This is a genomic window from Streptococcus sp. IMAU 99161, from assembly GCF_014435245.1.
GTDB classification, from domain to species: Bacteria; Bacillota; Bacilli; order Lactobacillales; family Streptococcaceae; genus Streptococcus; species Streptococcus lactarius.
Map to the genome: position 1 here is coordinate 454 of NZ_JAAPAW010000008.1, position 16,592 is coordinate 17,045.

The window sequence follows — 16,592 nt, forward strand, 5'->3', positions numbered from 1 at the left end:
TTCTTTTAATACTAAGCGGGTGTAGTTTAGTGGTAAAACTACAGCCTTCCAAGCTGTTGTCGCGAGTTCGATTCTCGTCACCCGCTTTGAACATTGTTCAAACACCAAGTTTTTAACTTGGGCGCGTAGCTCAGGTGGTTAGAGCGCACGCCTGATAAGCGTGAGGTCGGTGGTTCGAGTCCACTCGTGCCCATTTAGGAGAATTACTCAAGAGGCTGAAGAGGACGGTTTGCTAAATCGTTAGGTCGGGTAACTGGCGCGGGGGTTCGAATCCCCCATTCTCCGTATAGTTTTGAAGTTTGGGATTTTGTCTCAGGCTATTTTTTATATCTTTTTGAAGGTTTTTCACTATGGCTTTACATCGTTTTTTGAAAATAGTTTCTTTTTTATTCGTTCTTGTGTCTTCTGCTTTATTGTTTTTATTTCCATCTATTCGTAAAACGATTGTTTCCAAATCGGCAGATGGATTGGCTGTTGTGGATAGGGCTGTTTCGTTACCATTTGTAAAAGTAGAATCGAAGGCTAATGATCTAAAAAATTTAGCTCATGTTTATAATGAAAATGCTAGTTTGAAATCTAGTTTGTACCAGAATGATGTGGATCGTTCGAAACTTGATCGACTTTCTGCGGAAAATAAAGAGTTAAAGAGTTTTTTGAATATAAAAGATACTACATCTTCTTCAAAACAAATGATGGGGGAGATTGTGGATCGAAATTATAGTTCTTGGGATCAGGAATTTGTGATTGATAAGGGGAGTTCGGATGGTGTTTCAGATTCTATGTTTGTCCTTGCTTCTGGTGGTGTGATTGGAATTGTTGAAAAGGTGGAAAGTCATTCCAGTAATGTGAAGTTGCTTGTTGGGAATGATATAGCTTCTCAACATTTGACCTTGAAGATTGATGGACAAGGTCAATCAATTTTTGCCTTACTTAGTGGTTTTGACGATAAGACGGGCGAGTTTCGTTTGTTGCAAATTGGAGAACCGGTCGACATTAAGAAAGGATCTTTAGTTTCAACAAGTGGTTTAGGAAACTATAAAAGTAGTGATTTACCAGTTGGTACGGTGACATCAGTTAAAAAATCATCCGATCAGCTGGGGCAAGAAATTCGAGTCAAACCAAAAGCAAATTTGGATGTTGAACGATATGTGCTATTGATTGGAGAATAATGTGAAAGTATTAAGAAAACACTATTTCTTTCCTATATTGTTATTTTTTTCCTTGTTTGTGGATGGGCAAATTTCTTTTATTGTTTCGCGTTTTATTTCATCTTCTTTTACGTCTACATCTTTCTTGTTTTTCTATGGCTTTATGGTCTTGAGTCTTTATTTTTCTGAAATGGCTAGTATTTGGTGGGCTATTTTCTTTGGGTTTTGTTTTGACGTTTATTTTCTTCATACCCTTGGAATTGCTTTTCTACTCTTTCCTTTATTGCAGTTAGTGTATTCGCATTATAATCAAATTATTTTGGTCAACCGCTTAACTCGTTTTTTCACCTTCTTACTAACGATTTTGGCCTTTCAATTATTGGCTAGTCTTTTAGAAATCTTCATTATTGGAATTCACTTTAATGGCATTACAGTGATTGTTTATGAAGTTGCGCCAAGTTTATTATTGAATTTTCTGTTGTATATTGGGCTTCAACCATTACTTGAAAAAATTTATTTATAAAGTCGAAATAAAAATGTAACAATAGCGTAACATAAAAATTGAAAAAATTTGTTATACTAGTTAGTGTCTTATTTAAGAAGGGAAAATTTTAAATGAAGAAAAAATTATTTGCCACAATCTTATTGAGTACTGTTGCTTTAGCACAAGTAGCTGTAGTAGCTGGTGTGTCAGCAGACTCTACAGACGATAAGATTGCTGCTCAAGACAACAAAATCAATAGTATTAATCAACAACAACAAAGTGCGCAAGCTCAAGTAGATCAAATTCAAGGCCAAGTATCTGAAATCAAGAAACAACAAGCAGATCTTCAAGCTGAAAATGATCGTTTGAATGACGAATCTGAAAAATTGTCTGCTGAGATTGATGAGTTATCAAAAAATATTGTTGCTCGTCAAGAATCACTTGCAAATCAAGCACGTAGCGCTCAAACAACTGGAACTGCAACAAGCTATATCAATGCGATCGTTAGCTCTGGTTCTTTGACTGAAGCTATTTCACGCATTTCTGCTATGAACGAAATTGCTGATGCAAACAACAAAATGTTGCAAGAGCAAAAACGTGATAAAGAAGAGATTGCGAAAAAACAAAAAGAAAACAATGATGCGATCAATACTGTAATTGCTAACAAGCAACAATTAGATGATGATGCGCAGGCTTTGACTACAAAAGAAGCTGATTTGAAAGTTGCACAATTGAACTTGGCAGCTGAAAAATCAACTGCTGAAAATGAGAAGAATGCGTTAGTACAACAAAAAGCTGAGGCTGAAAAAGCAGCAGCGGCGGCAGCAGCAGCAGAAGCAGCTTACCGTGCTAAACAAAAAGAACAACAAGCAGCTGTGAAAGCTTCGGCTAACACAACTCTTCAAGCACAAGTACAAGCGGCAGCTCAAACTCCTGCAGCATCTGGAGCTCCAGCAGCTCCAGCAGCTCCAGCAGCTCCGGCAGCTCAAGCAACAACTCAAAAAGTAGCAGCAGCTCCAGCAGCCACTACTTCTCGTCCTACCTACAGCTCATCTGCGTCTTCTTACCCAGTAGGTGAATGTACTTGGGGTGCGAAAGTTTTAGCTCCATGGGCTGGCGATTACTGGGGTAACGGTGGTCAATGGGCAGCAAGTGCAGCAGCGGCTGGATTCCGTACAGGATCTCAACCACAAGTTGGGGCTATTGCATGTTGGAATGATGGTGGATATGGACACGTAGCAGTCGTTACTGCTGTTCAATCTACAACAAGCATCCAAGTTTCTGAATCTAACTATTTAGGAATTCGTAGTATTGGAAACTACCGTGGATGGTTTAACCCAGTCAATGCTCAAGGTACTGTTACTTATATCTATCCAAATTAAGAATTATCATGAAGCAGAACAAAGGTTCTGCTTCTTTTTTTGATAGCTTCTTTCTTTTGTATTTTCCATAAATTAATATTTGAATATTTGTTTAAAAAGCGATAAAATGGTGGTAGGAGAAATTTGTGCTGACTGTACAATATGGTTTTTAGATTTTACTGGAGGAAATCATGTCATTTTCTGATTTAATGCTCTTTGCTTTGTCGTCAAATCAAGAATTGGCTCAACGTGTGTCTCATGAAATGGGACTACCGCTTGGAAAGTCAACGGTTCGTCAATTTTCTGATGGAGAAATTCAGGTTAATATTGAAGAATCAATCCGTGGGAAAGATGTTTATATTTTGCAATCCACTAGCTCACCGGTTAATGATAATCTAATGGAAATTTTGATTATGGTAGATGCGTTGAAACGTGCGAGTGCGCAATCGATTAATGTGGTGATGCCGTATTACGGCTATGCTCGTCAAGACCGGAAAGCTCGGGCTCGTGAACCAATCACTTCTAAGTTGGTTGCGAATATGCTTGAGGTTGCTGGTGTAGATCGCCTCTTGACCATTGATTTGCACGCAGCACAAATTCAAGGCTTCTTTGATATTCCAGTTGACCACTTGATGGGAGCTCCATTGATCGCCGACTATTTCGAACGTCGCGGGATGATTGGAAAAGACTTTGTTGTTGTTAGTCCAGACCATGGTGGAGTGACTCGTGCTCGAAAATTAGCTGAATTTTTGAAGACACCGATTGCGATTATTGATAAACGCCGGAGTGTCGATAAGATGAATACGAGTGAAGTGATGAACATCATTGGGAGTGTTGAAGGTAAAACTTGTATTTTGATTGATGATATGATTGATACTGCTGGTACGATCTGTCATGCAGCGGATGCCCTTGCAGAAGCAGGAGCTGTAGAGATCTATGCAAGCTGTACGCACCCAGTTCTATCAGGACCTGCTATGGACAATATTCAGAAGTCTGCGATCAAGAAGTTAGTTGTTTTGGATACGATTTATCTGCCGGAAGATCGCTTGATTGACAAGATCGAGCAAATTTCAATTGCGAAGCTTCTTTCTGAAGCGATCGTTCGCATCCATGAAAATCGTCCTCTTTCACCTTTATTTGAAACGGGAAATGCGAAAAAAAGTTAAGAATGAAGAGGCTGGGCTACTGGCCTCTTTTATATAGGAGAAACACAAATGGGAATCAAACAGTGGTGGCAAAAAGTTAAAAATGAAAAGAAGCGAAAAGAACTGATTCAAGCGGCTCAAAAACTCGAAAGCAAGGCAGATCCAAGTTTGCCGAAGAAGACTCTGCCCAAAAATCGTGCGGTAAAATAGGAAATCATTGAAGTGGAAAAGAAGTGGGGATTTGTGAAATTAGAAAGTTCTATATATCTAATAGAGAAACGATTGAGTAAAAGTGTCCAAAAACCGAATAAATCTAATAGATGAGTATAATATAGTGCTAAATCGTAATTTTAGGGATCAAATAGGAAAAAATCTTAAAATTTTTAAAAAAAATGATAAAAAACTCTTGACAGGAGAAACATATCCTAGTATACTACTTATAGTTACGAAGTAACGAATATTTTTAAAACTATAAAAGGAGATAAAACAATGAAAAAAGTTTTATTATCATCAGTAGCAGCTCTTGCTGTATTTGCAGCAGCAACACCAGTTTTTGCCAATAACACTGGTCAACACTACTCAGCAGACGACAATGCTACACCACTTACAGGTGCAGACATGTTCACAAACGATAAAGATGGTCTTACTCAATACAATAAAGACGGTCTTAACAATGTTGATGCTGACTCAACTAAAGCTAAATTCAATGAAAATGGCGAAAAACTTGTACCTGTACCAGGTAAACCAGGTGAATTCGTAGTTGAAGGTGCATCTAAAGATGCTAAAGCTGATGCTAAAAAAGCTGACGATAAAAAAGCTGACGCTAAAGCTCCAGCAGCAGCTGCAGGTCAAAAAGCACTTCCAAAAACAAGCGCAGTTAAATAATTTGATTATTAATTAGCTCATAAAAATATCACTGAGTCCTTGGGCTCAGTGATATTTTTTAGAGAAAATACCTAATAGGAGAGTTTATTTTATGAAACGTTCTGCAAAAAAAACATCTTCAGGTGGGAAGATTGTTGGACTATTTGTTGCTCTTTTAGCAGTTATTGTGGTTGTCGCTGGTTTTTTATTCTTTAATCCATTTGGTGGAAAGGCCTCTAATACAGCTAAGAAAACAACTGGATCTTCAACCAGTGCTTCATCACAGACAGTGAAGTATGAACCTAGCCAAGAAGAAAAAGATTATCTAAAAAATCGGTTTGCCCAGTTGACAGCTGTGAACCCTGAAGCGATTGCTTATATATACGCTCCTGGTACTCAGTTAGATGAGCCAGTGGTGCAAACTGGGGATAATGCCACTTACTTAAATAAGACGTTTGATGGTGGTTACCAACCATATTTGGGAACAGTCTTTATGGATATGGATAATAAAAAGAACTTTAGTGACCGTTTGACTTGGCTGTTTGGTCATGCTCGTGGTAGTAAAGTTGGTGATCACCGGATGTTTAATGATGTGAATTTTTATGATAAGCAAGAATTCTTTGATCAACATCCATATGTTGTCATTGAAACACCAGAACGCAAGTACTACTATGAAGCAATGTGTTTGGTGATTGTTCCTGAAACGACAGCTTTTTATCGTACGAGCTTTAAGGATGATGAAGACTTTACAACTCAGTTGAAGAAGGTTTACGAAGACGGTCAAACCAAGAATCCTAATATTAAGATCAAAGCATCTGATAAATACTTGGTATTGTCTACTTGTCGTGAAGAGGACGAAACCATTCGTTCCAACCTCTACCTCCGTCAAATTCCTGATTCAGAAATGAAGGATTTTGTGGCCAAACACGGAGATCAATTGAAGTATGTTGCTACACGTGGTCAACAATAAACAATAAAGGCTTAGCAGTGCTAGGCCTTTTTGTTATATGTGAGTAGTTTGGGCAAGTTGTTGGAGTTCTTGTTGGGTTAACCCAGTGTATTTGACGATGAAGGGAATATCCAGCTTGTCTTTTAACATAGCTTTTGCTATCTCTGTTTTAGATTTTTGAATCCCCAATTGTTGTCCGTCGTAAGTGGCTTGAGCAATGGCTCCTTCGTAGAGGTCACGATTTCTACGTTTTTGATCAAACATTCTTTTTTCCTCCTAGATTGGATAACTTTATTGGAGTGAGAGGACTTCATCTGTCGTTAACCCAGTGTATTTGGCGATGAAGGAAATATCCAGTTTGTCTTTTAACATAGCTTTTGCCATCTCTGTTTTAGATTTTTGAATTCCTTTTTCAATTCCTTGTTTAATTCCCAATTGTTGCCCGTCGTAAGTGGCTTGAGCAATGGCTCCTTCGTAGAGGTCGCGGTTTCTACGTTTTTGATCAAACATTCTTTTTTCCTCCTTTGTCCATTGGGTTTGGTCTAGTAATTCTTCTGCTTCTTTGATCACGGGATCCATCTCGATATCAAAGGGTTTGTTTGAGAAAAATTCAAACCATTTTTGTAAGTGGTATTCTGTAATCTTATCTTTATTATACTTGTTCAGTTCTAGGAATGCAAATTTCATTGGTGGTCGTTGAGAACTTCCGTGAAAATCTGAATAGACGGGAGTTAAGGTCTCCTCATCATAAAGAGAGAGGGTATGAAAGGCTCGATCATCATCAAAGTGTTCTTTTTCAAGAATCGCGATACAGTACACAGGATCCATCTTGGAGTAGAGGGTGTGGGTCTTATTTTGATCAGTTTTTAAACGTTTTAAGTTATCAGTAATTTGATTGGCTAAATAGGCAAGCATACGATTGAAAAATGAGCGCTGTTTAGTAACTTGAACTTCAATGATCACTTGTGTACCGTCTTCAAGTTTGGCGCAAACATCTACGGCTGTATAGAAATTTGGATGGTCATATTCGGCTAATTGAATCTGGGTGCCATCGAGTATTTCAACGGAAACAACGGGAATATTAAGGACGCTTCGGATGAAATCGGCTGTTAGGTGTTGTTTGTGGAAGATCTTTTTGGCAATTAAGTCCATGGTTGGGGATAGATCTGGGTGTCTGAGTTGAGTGGGCATAAGTGTTCTCCTTTAGTAGTTCTCACTTATATAATTCGTAAAATTTGACCTATTGCATGGGAAAATCTGAAGTGGGGACTTTTTGTTTACCTGTTCTTTTGCGATGGGGTTCTATTTATAGTATAATGAATATAATTGTTTTTGGAGGTGGATTATGGATTTAACGAAACGGTTTAATAAAAATCTCAATCGGATTGAAGTTTCTTTGATTCGTCAGTTTGACCAATCGATTTCTTCGATTCCTGGGGTCTTGCGTTTGACGTTGGGGGAACCGGATTTTACGACTCCAGAACATGTCAAAGAGGCGGGGAAAGCTGCGATTGATGCGAATTTTAGTCATTACACTGGGATGAGTGGTTTACTGGCTTTGCGTGAGGCTGCGAGTCAATTTGTGGCTGATAAATATGGTCTTCACTATCGTCCGGAGGATGAGATTTTGGTCACGATTGGGGCGACAGAAGCTTTATCCGCAACCTTAACGGCAATCTTGGAACCTGGGGATGTGGTGCTTCTTCCTGCACCGGCTTATCCGGGTTATGAGCCTATTGTGAATCTGGTTGGGGCGGATGTTGTTGAAATTGATACGACGGCGGATCAATTTATTTTGACACCTGAAAAATTGGAAAAAGCTATTGTGGAGCAAGGAGACAAGCTGAAGGCAGTTGTTCTCAATTATCCATCCAATCCAACAGGGGTCACTTATTCGCGCGAACAGATGGCAGAATTGGCTGCGGTTTTGAAAAAATATGAAGTGTTTGTTGTCTGTGATGAAGTATACTCAGAGTTGACTTATACAGGAAAAGCGCATGTTTCTATGGCAGAATTTATTCCTGAGCAGACCATTGTCATCAATGGCTTGTCCAAATCTCACGCGATGACGGGTTGGCGGCTTGGCTTTATCTTTGCGCCTGCTGTATTAACAGCGCAATTGATCAAGAGCCATCAGTATTTGGTTACTGCTGCTGGAACCATGAACCAGTATGCTGCGATTGAGGCCTTGACTGCTGGTCGGGATGATGCGGAACCGATGAAGAAGGAATATGTGAAACGTCGGGATTATATTATTGAAAAGATGTCTGCTATTGGGTTTGAGATAATTAAGCCAGATGGAGCCTTCTATATTTTTGCTAAAATTCCAGTTGGTTACAACCAAGATTCCTTTGCTTTCTTGCAAGATTTTGCGCGTGAAAAAGCGGTTGCTTTCATTCCGGGGGCTGCTTTTGGTCAATACGGCGAAGGCTATGTGCGCTTGTCGTATGCAGCCAGTATGGAAGTGATCAAGGAAGCTATGAAACGCTTGAAGGAGTACATGGAAGAACATGCTGGAGTCAATTGAGACCCGAGGCATTGTGCTCTATAATCGGGAATTTCGTGAGGATGATAAATTGGTCAAGATCTTCACGGAGAAGTCGGGCAAGCGGATGTTTTTTGTGAAACATGCTGGTAAATCGCGGTTAAATCCTGTGTTGCAGCCCTTGGTTACGGCAGATATGTTGCTGAAAATCAATGATGATGGGCTGAGTTATATCGATGATGTTCAAGATGTGCAGGTCTATAAAAAAATCAATGCAGATCTTTTTGCTCTTTCTTATGCAACCTATGTTTTGGCACTTGCGGATGCCAGTATTCAGGATAATCAGGTGGATCCGGCCTTGTTTGCTTTTTTGGAGAAGACCTTGTCTTTGATGGAAGAGGGACTGGATTATGAGGTTTTGACCAATATTTTTGAGATTCAGATCCTTTCGCGGTTTGGGGTTGTCTTGAACCTGCATGAATGTTGTTTCTGCCATCGGGTTGGTCTTCCTTTTGATTATTCCTTCCGGTATAGTGGGGTCCTTTGTCCGGATCATTATGATCAGGATGAGAGACGCGCTCACTGGCATCCAAATGTTCTCTATTTATTGGATCAATTTCAAGCGGTACGATTCAGTGAGTTAGAGACAATTTCCCTACAAGCAGATATGAAAGTAGCTCTACGTCAGGCGATGGATCAGTTGTATGAGGAGTATGTAGGGATCCATTTAAAAGCTAAAAAGTTTATCGACTCCTTGAGTGATTGGGGAGCGATTATGAAAGATTCATCTGGAGGTGAAACATGAAAAAAATTGCAGTAGATGCAATGGGGGGCGACAATGCACCTCAAGCCTTAGTAGAAGGCGTGAATCAAGCCATTCGTGATTTTAGTGATATCGAAATTGTCTTGTATGGCGATGAAGCAAAAATTAAGAACTATTTGACAGCGACGGAACGTGTGTCCATTGTGCACACAGAAGAAAAAATCGATTCAGATGATGAGCCAACGCGTGCCATTCGTCGGAAGAAGCAGGCTTCGATGGTCTTGGCAGCTAAAGATGTGAAGACTGGGGATGTGGATGCCATGCTATCTGCGGGGAATACCGGTGCCTTGTTAGCGGCTGGTTTCTTTATCGTTGGCCGCATCAAAGGGGTGGAACGTCCTGGATTGATGTCGACACTTCCAACGGTTGATGGACGTGGTTATGATATGCTGGACTTAGGTGCCAATGCGGAAAATACACCGGAGCACTTGCATCAGTATGCTGTAATGGGGTCTTACTATGCGGAAAATGTGCGTGGAATTCAAAAACCGCGCGTGGGTCTATTGAACAATGGGACAGAAGCAAGCAAGGGAGATCCTTTGCGCAAGGAAACCTATCAATTGCTGTCTGAGGACGAGTCCATTCATTTTATTGGAAACGTGGAAGCGCGTGACTTGATGGATGGCGTTGCTGATGTTGTTGTGGCGGATGGTTTCACGGGAAACGCTGTCTTGAAAACCATGGAAGGGACAGCTTTTGGCATCTTGAAGCAATTGAAGCAAGCGATCGCCACTGGAAACTGGAAGGCGAAACTAGGAGCTTTCTTGCTCAAGGATCGTTTGAAATCATTGAAGCAAACCTTGGATTTCTCAGATGTTGGAGGAGCAGTCTTGTTTGGCCTTCAAGCACCTGTTGTCAAAACGCATGGTTCAAGTGATGCGAAAGCGGTCTATAGCACCATTCGTCAGATTCGAACCATGTTAGAGACGGATGTTGTTGGAAAATCAGTGAAGGAATTATCAAAGAAGGAGTAATGTATGAGTAAACGAAACGAAATTTTAGCTACTATTGAGGAATTTCTCAAAGAGCGCAAGGGATCAGATTTCCAAGTATCTTTGGAGTTGGATTTGCGCAAGGATTTACAGGCAGACTCCGTTGAATTGATGGAATTTATCATCGAGTTGGAAGATGAATACCAATTGGAAATCCCAGATAAGGTGATTGATGAATTCAACACGGTTGGGGATGTTGTAGATTATATTGAAAAACGAACTGCTGGTCACTAATGAAAAATGGATCGTTCAGAGATTGTTCTGAACGGTCTTTTTTTTCTGTTCTTTTCATTCGGATTCTGCCTATATTGTACGGAAATTTATTGAAAATGCGCTTTGTCTATGATAGAATGTAGGTGATAAAATACGAAAGGCGAACAAAGTCATGAGCAATCAACTGATTTATACTGGAAAAGCTAAGGATATCTATACTACTGAGGACGAACATGTGATTAAGTCGGTCTATAAAGACCAAGCAACCATGCTAAATGGGGCTCGTAAAGAGACTATTAAGGGGAAAGGTGTGCTGAATAATCAGATTTCGTCTCTTATTTTTGAAAAATTGAATGCTGCCGGTGTGGCAACACACTTTATCAAACGTATTTCTGACACCGAACAACTCAATAAAAAAGTGAAAATTATCCCTTTGGAGGTTGTTCTTCGTAATGTGACTGCAGGTTCATTTTCTAAACGTTTTGGCGTTGAAGAAGGGTTGGAATTAGAAACCCCAATCGTTGAATTTTACTATAAAAACGATGAGTTGGATGATCCATTTATCAACGACGAACATGTGAAATTCTTAGGTGTTGCCAACGATGAACAAATTGCTTATATTAAGGCAGAAACACGTCGTATCAATGAACTGTTGAAAGATTGGTTTGCACAAATTGGTCTTCGTTTGATTGATTTCAAATTGGAATTTGGTTTTGATAAGGATGGCAAGATCATCTTGGCAGATGAGTTTTCACCAGATAACTGCCGCCTTTGGGATGCTGAAGGGCACCATATGGACAAGGATGTTTTCCGTAGAGACTTGGGTAGTCTGACAGATGTGTATGAAGTTGTATTGGAAAAATTACAGGGCTTGGAGTAAATTGTTTGAAATGGAAAACCTTCGTCTTCAATAACCTATTTGAATAGAATTAAAGGAAATAAAATGGATAAACGTATTTTCGTTGAGAAAAAAGCTGATTTTCGTGTGAAATCTCACTCTTTAGTAAAGGAGTTACAGCATAATCTTCAGTTGAAAACCTTGAAGGACCTTCGGATTGTGCAGGTTTACGATGTTTTTGGTTTGGCAGAGGACTTGTTTGCGCGTGCAGAAAAACATATTTTCTCTGAACAAGTGACCGATACTGTTTTGGATGAAGCTGCGGTTCAGGCTGATCTTGAGAAGGTTGCTTTCTTTGCCATTGAAAGCTTGCCTGGTCAATTTGACCAACGTGCGGCCTCTTCACAAGAAGCTTTGCTTTTGCTTGGTAGCTCAAGTGATGTAACGGTGAACACAGCTCAATTGTACTTGGTTAACAAGGACATTGCTGCGAATGAATTGGAAGCTGTCAAAAACTACCTCTTGAACCCAGTGGACTCTCGTTTCAAAGATATCACTGTCGGCATTGCGAAGCAGGATTTCTCTGAGTCTGACAAGACCATTCCAAACTTGGATTTCTTTGAAACTTATACGGCTGAAGATTTTGCTCGGTATAAGGCAGAGCAAGGATTGGCCATGGAAGTGGATGACCTTCTCTTCATTCAAGACTATTTCAAGTCCATTGGACGGGTACCAACTGAGACTGAGTTGAAGGTTTTGGATACTTACTGGTCTGACCACTGTCGTCACACAACTTTCGAGACTGAGTTGAAAAACATCGACTTCTCAGCTTCTAAATTTGAAAAACAATTGCAAGCGACTTATGACAAGTATATCGCCATGCGTAATGAGTTGGGACGTACAGAAAAACCTCAAACCTTGATGGATATGGCGACTATTTTTGGTCGTTATGAGCGTGCCAATGGTCGTTTGGATGACATGGAAGTTTCTGACGAGATCAATGCCTGCTCCGTTGAAATTGAAGTAGATGTTAATGGTGTCAAAGAACCATGGCTTCTTATGTTCAAGAACGAAACTCACAACCACCCAACGGAAATCGAACCATTTGGTGGAGCGGCTACTTGTATCGGTGGTGCCATTCGTGACCCATTGTCAGGGCGTTCATACGTTTACCAAGCCATGCGTATTTCAGGTGCTGGTGATATTACAGCTCCAATTTCAGCGACTCGCGCTGGGAAATTGCCACAACAAGTGATTTCTAAAACAGCAGCTCACGGTTATTCTTCCTATGGTAACCAAATTGGTCTGGCAACAACCTATGTTCGTGAATACTTCCACCCAGGTTTCGTTGCCAAGCGTATGGAGCTAGGTGCCGTTGTCGGTGCGGCTCCTAAGGAAAATGTTGTTCGTGAAAAACCTGAAGCTGGTGATGTGATTATCTTGCTCGGTGGGAAGACTGGACGTGACGGTGTCGGTGGCGCAACAGGCTCTTCTAAAGTTCAAACGGTTGAATCTGTTGAAACAGCTGGTGCTGAGGTTCAAAAAGGGAATGCCATCGAAGAACGTAAGATTCAACGTCTTTTCCGTAATGGGGATGTGACATGTCTGATCAAGAAATCAAATGACTTTGGTGCTGGTGGTGTCTGTGTGGCTATCGGTGAATTGGCAGATGGTCTTGAAATTGATCTAGACAAAGTGCCATTGAAATACCAAGGTTTGAACGGTACAGAAATTGCCATCTCTGAATCTCAAGAACGTATGGCCGTGGTGGTTCGTCCGGAAGATGTAGATGCCTTCGTTGCAGCATGTAACAAAGAAAATATTGATGCTGTTGTGGTTGCAACCGTGACTGAAAAACCAAATCTTGTCATGCACTGGAATGGCGAAACCATCGTCGATTTGGAACGTCGTTTCCTTGACACAAATGGTGTGCGTGTGGTTGTAGATGCTAAGGTAGTTGACAAGGATGTCAAACTTCCAGAAGAACGCACAACAAGCGCTGAAACTCTTGAAGCAGATACGCTTGAAGTCTTGTCTGATCTCAACCATGCAAGTCAAAAAGGGTTGCAAACCATCTTTGATAGCTCAGTTGGTCGTTCAACAGTCAATCACCCACTTGGTGGTCGCTACCAAATCACACCAACGGAAGCTTCTGTACAGAAATTGCCAGTTCAACATGGCGTGACAACAACTGCCTCTGTCATGGCGCAAGGCTTCAACCCTTATATAGCCGAATGGTCTCCATATCATGGTGCTGCTTATGCGGTCATCGAAGCAACTGCTCGTTTGGTTGCCGCTGGTGCCAACTGGTCTAAGGCTCGTTTCTCTTATCAAGAATACTTCGAGCGTATGGATAAACAAGCAGAACGTTTTGGCCAACCGGTAGCAGCTCTTCTTGGATCCATTGAAGCTCAGATTCAACTTGGGTTGCCATCTATCGGCGGGAAAGACTCTATGTCTGGTACCTTTGAAGAATTGACAGTACCCCCAACCTTGGTTGCTTTTGGTGTCACAACAGCAGATAGCCGTAAGGTCCTTTCTCCAGAATTTAAAGCTGCTGGTGAAAATATCTATTACATCCCAGGTCAAGCTTTGGCACAAGAAATTGACTTTGATCTGATCAAGTCTAACTTTGCTCAGTTTGAAGCCATCCAAGCTGATCACAAAGTCACATCTGCATCAGCTGTCAAATATGGTGGAGTGGTTGAGTCTCTTGCCCTTGCAACATTCGGTAACCATATCGGTGCCACTGTTCAATTAGCTGATCTTGACAACAGCTTGACAGCCCAATTGGGTGGATTCGTCTTCACATCTCCAGAAGAGATTGCAGGTGTTACTAAGATTGGACAAACAGTTGCGGACTTTACACTGCTTGTCAACGGTGTAACGCTGGATGGACACAAACTTGACAGTGCCTTCCAAGGTAAATTGGAAGAAGTTTACCCAACGGAATTTGCACAGGCAACTGAACTTGAAGAAGTGCCTGCTGTAGCATCGGATGCTGTTATCAAAGCTAAAGAAACAGTTGAAACACCAGTGGTATACATCCCCGTATTCCCAGGGACTAACTCTGAGTACGATTCCGCTAAGGCCTTTGAAAAAGAAGGGGCAACAGTCAACTTAGTACCATTTGTAACATTGAATGAAGAAGCAATTGTCAAGTCTGTTGACACTATGGTTGACAATATCGAAAAAGCGAACATTATCTTCTTTGCAGGTGGGTTCTCAGCGGCAGATGAACCAGATGGATCAGCCAAATTCATCGTAAACATCTTGCTCAATGAAAAAGTACGTGCAGCTATCGATAGTTTCATCGAAAGTGGTGGTTTGATTATTGGTATCTGTAATGGATTCCAGGCTCTTGTCAAATCAGGTCTTCTTCCATATGGTAACTTTGAAGATGCAAGCAGTACGAGTCCAACTCTCTTCTACAATGATGCCAACCAACACGTGGCGAAGATGGTGGAAACACGGATTGCCAACACGAACTCACCATGGCTTGCCGGAGTAAAAGTTGGTGACGTCCATACCATCCCAGTATCACACGGTGAAGGGAAGTTTGTCGTGACAGCTGAAGAATTTGCAGAGCTTCGTGACAATGGTCAAATCTTTAGCCAATACGTTGACTTTGACGGTAAACCAAGCATGGATTCTAAATACAATCCTAACGGATCTGTGAATGCTATTGAAGGTATCACAAGCAAGGACGGTCAAATCATTGGGAAGATGGGCCACTCAGAACGTTATGAAGAAGGACTTTTCCAAAATATCCCAGGAAGCAAAGATCAACACCTCTTTGCCTCAGCTGTGAAATACTTTACTGGGAAATAAGAAGGTAAATAAATGACATACGAAGTAAAATCTCTTAATGAAGAATGTGGGGTTTTTGGGATCTGGGGTCATCCAGATGCCGCTAAATTAACCTATTTTGGGCTTCATAGTTTGCAGCACCGTGGTCAGGAGGGGGCAGGGATTCTCTCCAACGACAAGGGAAATTTGAAACGCTATCGGGATATGGGGCTCTTATCAGAAGTCTTTAAAAATCCTGCCAATTTGGATAAATTAACAGGTACAGGAGCAATCGGGCATGTGCGTTATGCGACTGCGGGAGAAGCTTCTGTGGATAACATCCAGCCTTTTCTCTTTCGCTTTCACGATATGCAATTTGGACTGGCGCATAATGGGAATTTGACCAATGCTGCATCATTGAAAAAAGAGTTGGAACAAAGAGGAGCTATTTTTAGTTCGACCTCAGATTCCGAAATTTTAGCTCACTTGATTCGCCGTAGCCACAATCCGAGCCTTATGGGGAAAGTCAAAGAAGCTCTCAGCCTTGTCAAGGGAGGTTTTGCCTATCTTTTGATGTTTGAAGACAAGCTGATTGCAGCCCTTGATCCAAATGGTTTCCGACCACTTTCTATTGGGAAAATGACCAATGGAGCCGTTGTTGTTTCTTCTGAAACTTGTGCTTTTGAAGTGATTGGTGCAGAGTGGGTGCGCGATGTGAAGCCAGGTGAAGTGGTAATTATCGATGATACCGGCATCCAATATGATACCTATACGACAGATACACAGTTAGCGATTTGTTCGATGGAGTACATCTATTTTGCTCGACCTGACTCAAATATTCATGGAGTCAATGTTCATACAGCTCGTAAGAGAATGGGTGCGCAATTGGCGCGTGAGTTCAAGCATGAAGCGGATATCGTGGTTGGGGTGCCGAATTCCTCACTCAGTGCAGCTATGGGCTTTGCGGAAGAATCTGGCCTGCCAAATGAAATGGGCTTGATCAAAAACCAATACACTCAACGGACCTTTATCCAACCAACTCAAGAGTTGCGCGAGCAAGGGGTTCGGATGAAATTGTCTGCCGTTTCTGGTGTCGTTAAAGGAAAACGGGTCGTGATGATTGATGACTCGATTGTTCGTGGAACGACGTCTCGGAGAATTGTTCAATTGTTGAAAGAAGCAGGGGCAACAGAAGTTCACGTTGCTATTGGTAGTCCAGCCTTAGCTTATCCTTGCTTTTACGGGATTGATATTCAGACGCGTCAGGAATTGATTGCGGCCAATCATACGGTTGAAGAAACTCGCCAAATCATTGGGGCAGATAGCTTAACCTATCTCTCTATCGAGGGCTTGATTGATTCTATCGGTATCGAAACAGATGCGCCAAACGGTGGTCTTTGTGTCGCTTACTTTGACGGGAAATATCCAACCCCGTTGTACGATTACGAAGAAGAATACCGTAGAAGTTTGGATGAAAAGACAAGTTTTTATCGATAGGAAA

At 41.2% G+C, this 16,592-nt stretch carries 16 protein-coding genes and 3 tRNA genes; 17 read left to right on the plus strand and 2 right to left on the minus strand.

From position 1 onward, the window contains the following. Positions 1-15: 15 nt before the first annotated feature. The 10 genes from HA044_RS03740 (at position 16) to srtB (ending at position 5,972) form a co-directional block, all read left to right on the plus strand. Positions 16-86 (plus strand) — tRNA-Gly (locus tag HA044_RS03740). A 33-nt stretch (positions 87-119) separates the two neighbouring features. Then, positions 120-193 (plus strand) — tRNA-Ile (locus tag HA044_RS03745). A 4-nt stretch (positions 194-197) separates the two neighbouring features. After that, positions 198-285, plus strand: a tRNA-Ser gene (locus HA044_RS03750). A gap of 65 nt (positions 286-350) precedes the next feature. Then, a complete protein-coding gene (gene mreC / locus HA044_RS03755; protein ID WP_187539436.1) occupies positions 351-1,169 on the plus strand; it encodes a rod shape-determining protein MreC in 819 nt (272 codons plus the stop codon). 1 nt (position 1,170) lies between these two features. Beyond that, positions 1,171-1,671, plus strand: coding sequence for a rod shape-determining protein MreD (gene mreD, locus HA044_RS03760; protein WP_187539438.1), 501 nt, complete (start codon positions 1,171-1,173; stop codon positions 1,669-1,671). Positions 1,672-1,763: 92 nt separating this feature from the next. Continuing rightward, complete coding sequence (gene pcsB, locus HA044_RS09975; RefSeq protein WP_187539440.1) at positions 1,764-3,014, plus strand: peptidoglycan hydrolase PcsB; 1,251 nt, start codon at positions 1,764-1,766, stop codon at positions 3,012-3,014. A gap of 170 nt (positions 3,015-3,184) precedes the next feature. Continuing rightward, complete coding sequence (locus tag HA044_RS03770; RefSeq protein ID WP_187539442.1) at positions 3,185-4,159, plus strand: ribose-phosphate diphosphokinase; 975 nt, start codon at positions 3,185-3,187, stop codon at positions 4,157-4,159. Positions 4,160-4,207: 48 nt separating this feature from the next. Beyond that, a complete protein-coding gene (locus tag HA044_RS03775; protein ID WP_187539444.1) occupies positions 4,208-4,348 on the plus strand; it encodes a hypothetical protein in 141 nt (46 codons plus the stop codon). 279 nt (positions 4,349-4,627) lie between these two features. Further along, entirely contained in the window at positions 4,628-5,023 is a 396-nt protein-coding gene (locus tag HA044_RS03780) for an LPKTxAVK-anchored surface protein (protein WP_187539447.1), read from the plus strand. A 91-nt stretch (positions 5,024-5,114) separates the two neighbouring features. Next, positions 5,115-5,972 carry a class B sortase, LPKTxAVK-specific gene (gene srtB, locus HA044_RS03785; protein ID WP_187539449.1) on the plus strand — a complete coding sequence of 286 codons (858 nt, stop codon included), beginning with the start codon at positions 5,115-5,117 and terminating at the stop codon, positions 5,970-5,972. A gap of 33 nt (positions 5,973-6,005) precedes the next feature. On the opposite strand, the gene HA044_RS03790 is transcribed toward srtB, so the two are convergent. Next, positions 6,006-6,215: a hypothetical protein gene (locus tag HA044_RS03790; RefSeq protein WP_187539451.1), complete on the minus strand. Its 210-nt coding sequence runs from the start codon at positions 6,213-6,215 to the stop codon at positions 6,006-6,008. A gap of 27 nt (positions 6,216-6,242) precedes the next feature. Then, entirely contained in the window at positions 6,243-7,142 is a 900-nt protein-coding gene (locus HA044_RS03795; protein WP_187539453.1) for an Rpn family recombination-promoting nuclease/putative transposase, read from the minus strand. A gap of 154 nt (positions 7,143-7,296) precedes the next feature. On the opposite strand from HA044_RS03795, the gene HA044_RS03800 reads away from it, so the two are divergent. From HA044_RS03800 to purF, 7 genes are all read left to right on the plus strand, one after another. After that, complete coding sequence (locus HA044_RS03800) at positions 7,297-8,478, plus strand: pyridoxal phosphate-dependent aminotransferase (protein WP_187539455.1); 1,182 nt, start codon at positions 7,297-7,299, stop codon at positions 8,476-8,478. Next, positions 8,462-9,241: a DNA repair protein RecO gene (gene recO / locus HA044_RS03805; RefSeq protein ID WP_187539456.1), complete on the plus strand. Its 780-nt coding sequence runs from the start codon at positions 8,462-8,464 to the stop codon at positions 9,239-9,241. Before HA044_RS03800 ends, recO begins: the two co-directional genes overlap by 17 nt. Then, positions 9,238-10,233 carry a phosphate acyltransferase PlsX gene (plsX, locus tag HA044_RS03810; protein WP_187539457.1) on the plus strand — a complete coding sequence of 332 codons (996 nt, stop codon included), beginning with the start codon at positions 9,238-9,240 and terminating at the stop codon, positions 10,231-10,233. Before recO ends, plsX begins: the two co-directional genes overlap by 4 nt. Before the next feature lie 3 nt (positions 10,234-10,236). After that, a complete protein-coding gene (locus tag HA044_RS03815; protein WP_187539458.1) occupies positions 10,237-10,485 on the plus strand; it encodes an acyl carrier protein in 249 nt (82 codons plus the stop codon). 151 nt (positions 10,486-10,636) lie between these two features. Next, positions 10,637-11,344: a phosphoribosylaminoimidazolesuccinocarboxamide synthase gene (gene purC / locus HA044_RS03820; protein WP_187539459.1), complete on the plus strand. Its 708-nt coding sequence runs from the start codon at positions 10,637-10,639 to the stop codon at positions 11,342-11,344. A 63-nt stretch (positions 11,345-11,407) separates the two neighbouring features. Further along, positions 11,408-15,133: a phosphoribosylformylglycinamidine synthase gene (locus HA044_RS03825; RefSeq protein ID WP_187539460.1), complete on the plus strand. Its 3,726-nt coding sequence runs from the start codon at positions 11,408-11,410 to the stop codon at positions 15,131-15,133. Positions 15,134-15,145: 12 nt separating this feature from the next. Beyond that, positions 15,146-16,588 (plus strand): amidophosphoribosyltransferase, encoded by a 1,443-nt coding sequence (purF, locus tag HA044_RS03830; protein ID WP_187539461.1) that lies wholly within the window; start codon positions 15,146-15,148, stop codon positions 16,586-16,588. Positions 16,589-16,592 lie beyond the last annotated feature (4 nt).

Bases quoted from the DNA above. Each gene is read 5' to 3' on its own strand.
- mreC (WP_187539436.1), top strand. From the start codon at position 351: ATGGCTTTACATCGTTTTTTGAAAATAGTTTCTTTTTTATTCGTTCTT.
- pcsB (WP_187539440.1), top strand. From the start codon at position 1,764: ATGAAGAAAAAATTATTTGCCACAATCTTATTGAGTACTGTTGCTTTA.
- HA044_RS03770 (WP_187539442.1), top strand. From the start codon at position 3,185: ATGTCATTTTCTGATTTAATGCTCTTTGCTTTGTCGTCAAATCAAGAA.
- HA044_RS03775 (WP_187539444.1), top strand. From the start codon at position 4,208: ATGGGAATCAAACAGTGGTGGCAAAAAGTTAAAAATGAAAAGAAGCGA.
- HA044_RS03780 (WP_187539447.1), top strand. From the start codon at position 4,628: ATGAAAAAAGTTTTATTATCATCAGTAGCAGCTCTTGCTGTATTTGCA.
- srtB (WP_187539449.1), top strand. From the start codon at position 5,115: ATGAAACGTTCTGCAAAAAAAACATCTTCAGGTGGGAAGATTGTTGGA.
- HA044_RS03790 (WP_187539451.1), bottom strand. From the start codon at position 6,215: ATGTTTGATCAAAAACGTAGAAATCGTGACCTCTACGAAGGAGCCATT.
- HA044_RS03795 (WP_187539453.1), bottom strand. From the start codon at position 7,142: ATGCCCACTCAACTCAGACACCCAGATCTATCCCCAACCATGGACTTA.
- HA044_RS03800 (WP_187539455.1), top strand. From the start codon at position 7,297: ATGGATTTAACGAAACGGTTTAATAAAAATCTCAATCGGATTGAAGTT.
- recO (WP_187539456.1), top strand. From the start codon at position 8,462: ATGCTGGAGTCAATTGAGACCCGAGGCATTGTGCTCTATAATCGGGAA.
- plsX (WP_187539457.1), top strand. From the start codon at position 9,238: ATGAAAAAAATTGCAGTAGATGCAATGGGGGGCGACAATGCACCTCAA.
- HA044_RS03815 (WP_187539458.1), top strand. From the start codon at position 10,237: ATGAGTAAACGAAACGAAATTTTAGCTACTATTGAGGAATTTCTCAAA.
- purC (WP_187539459.1), top strand. From the start codon at position 10,637: ATGAGCAATCAACTGATTTATACTGGAAAAGCTAAGGATATCTATACT.
- HA044_RS03825 (WP_187539460.1), top strand. From the start codon at position 11,408: ATGGATAAACGTATTTTCGTTGAGAAAAAAGCTGATTTTCGTGTGAAA.
- purF (WP_187539461.1), top strand. From the start codon at position 15,146: ATGACATACGAAGTAAAATCTCTTAATGAAGAATGTGGGGTTTTTGGG.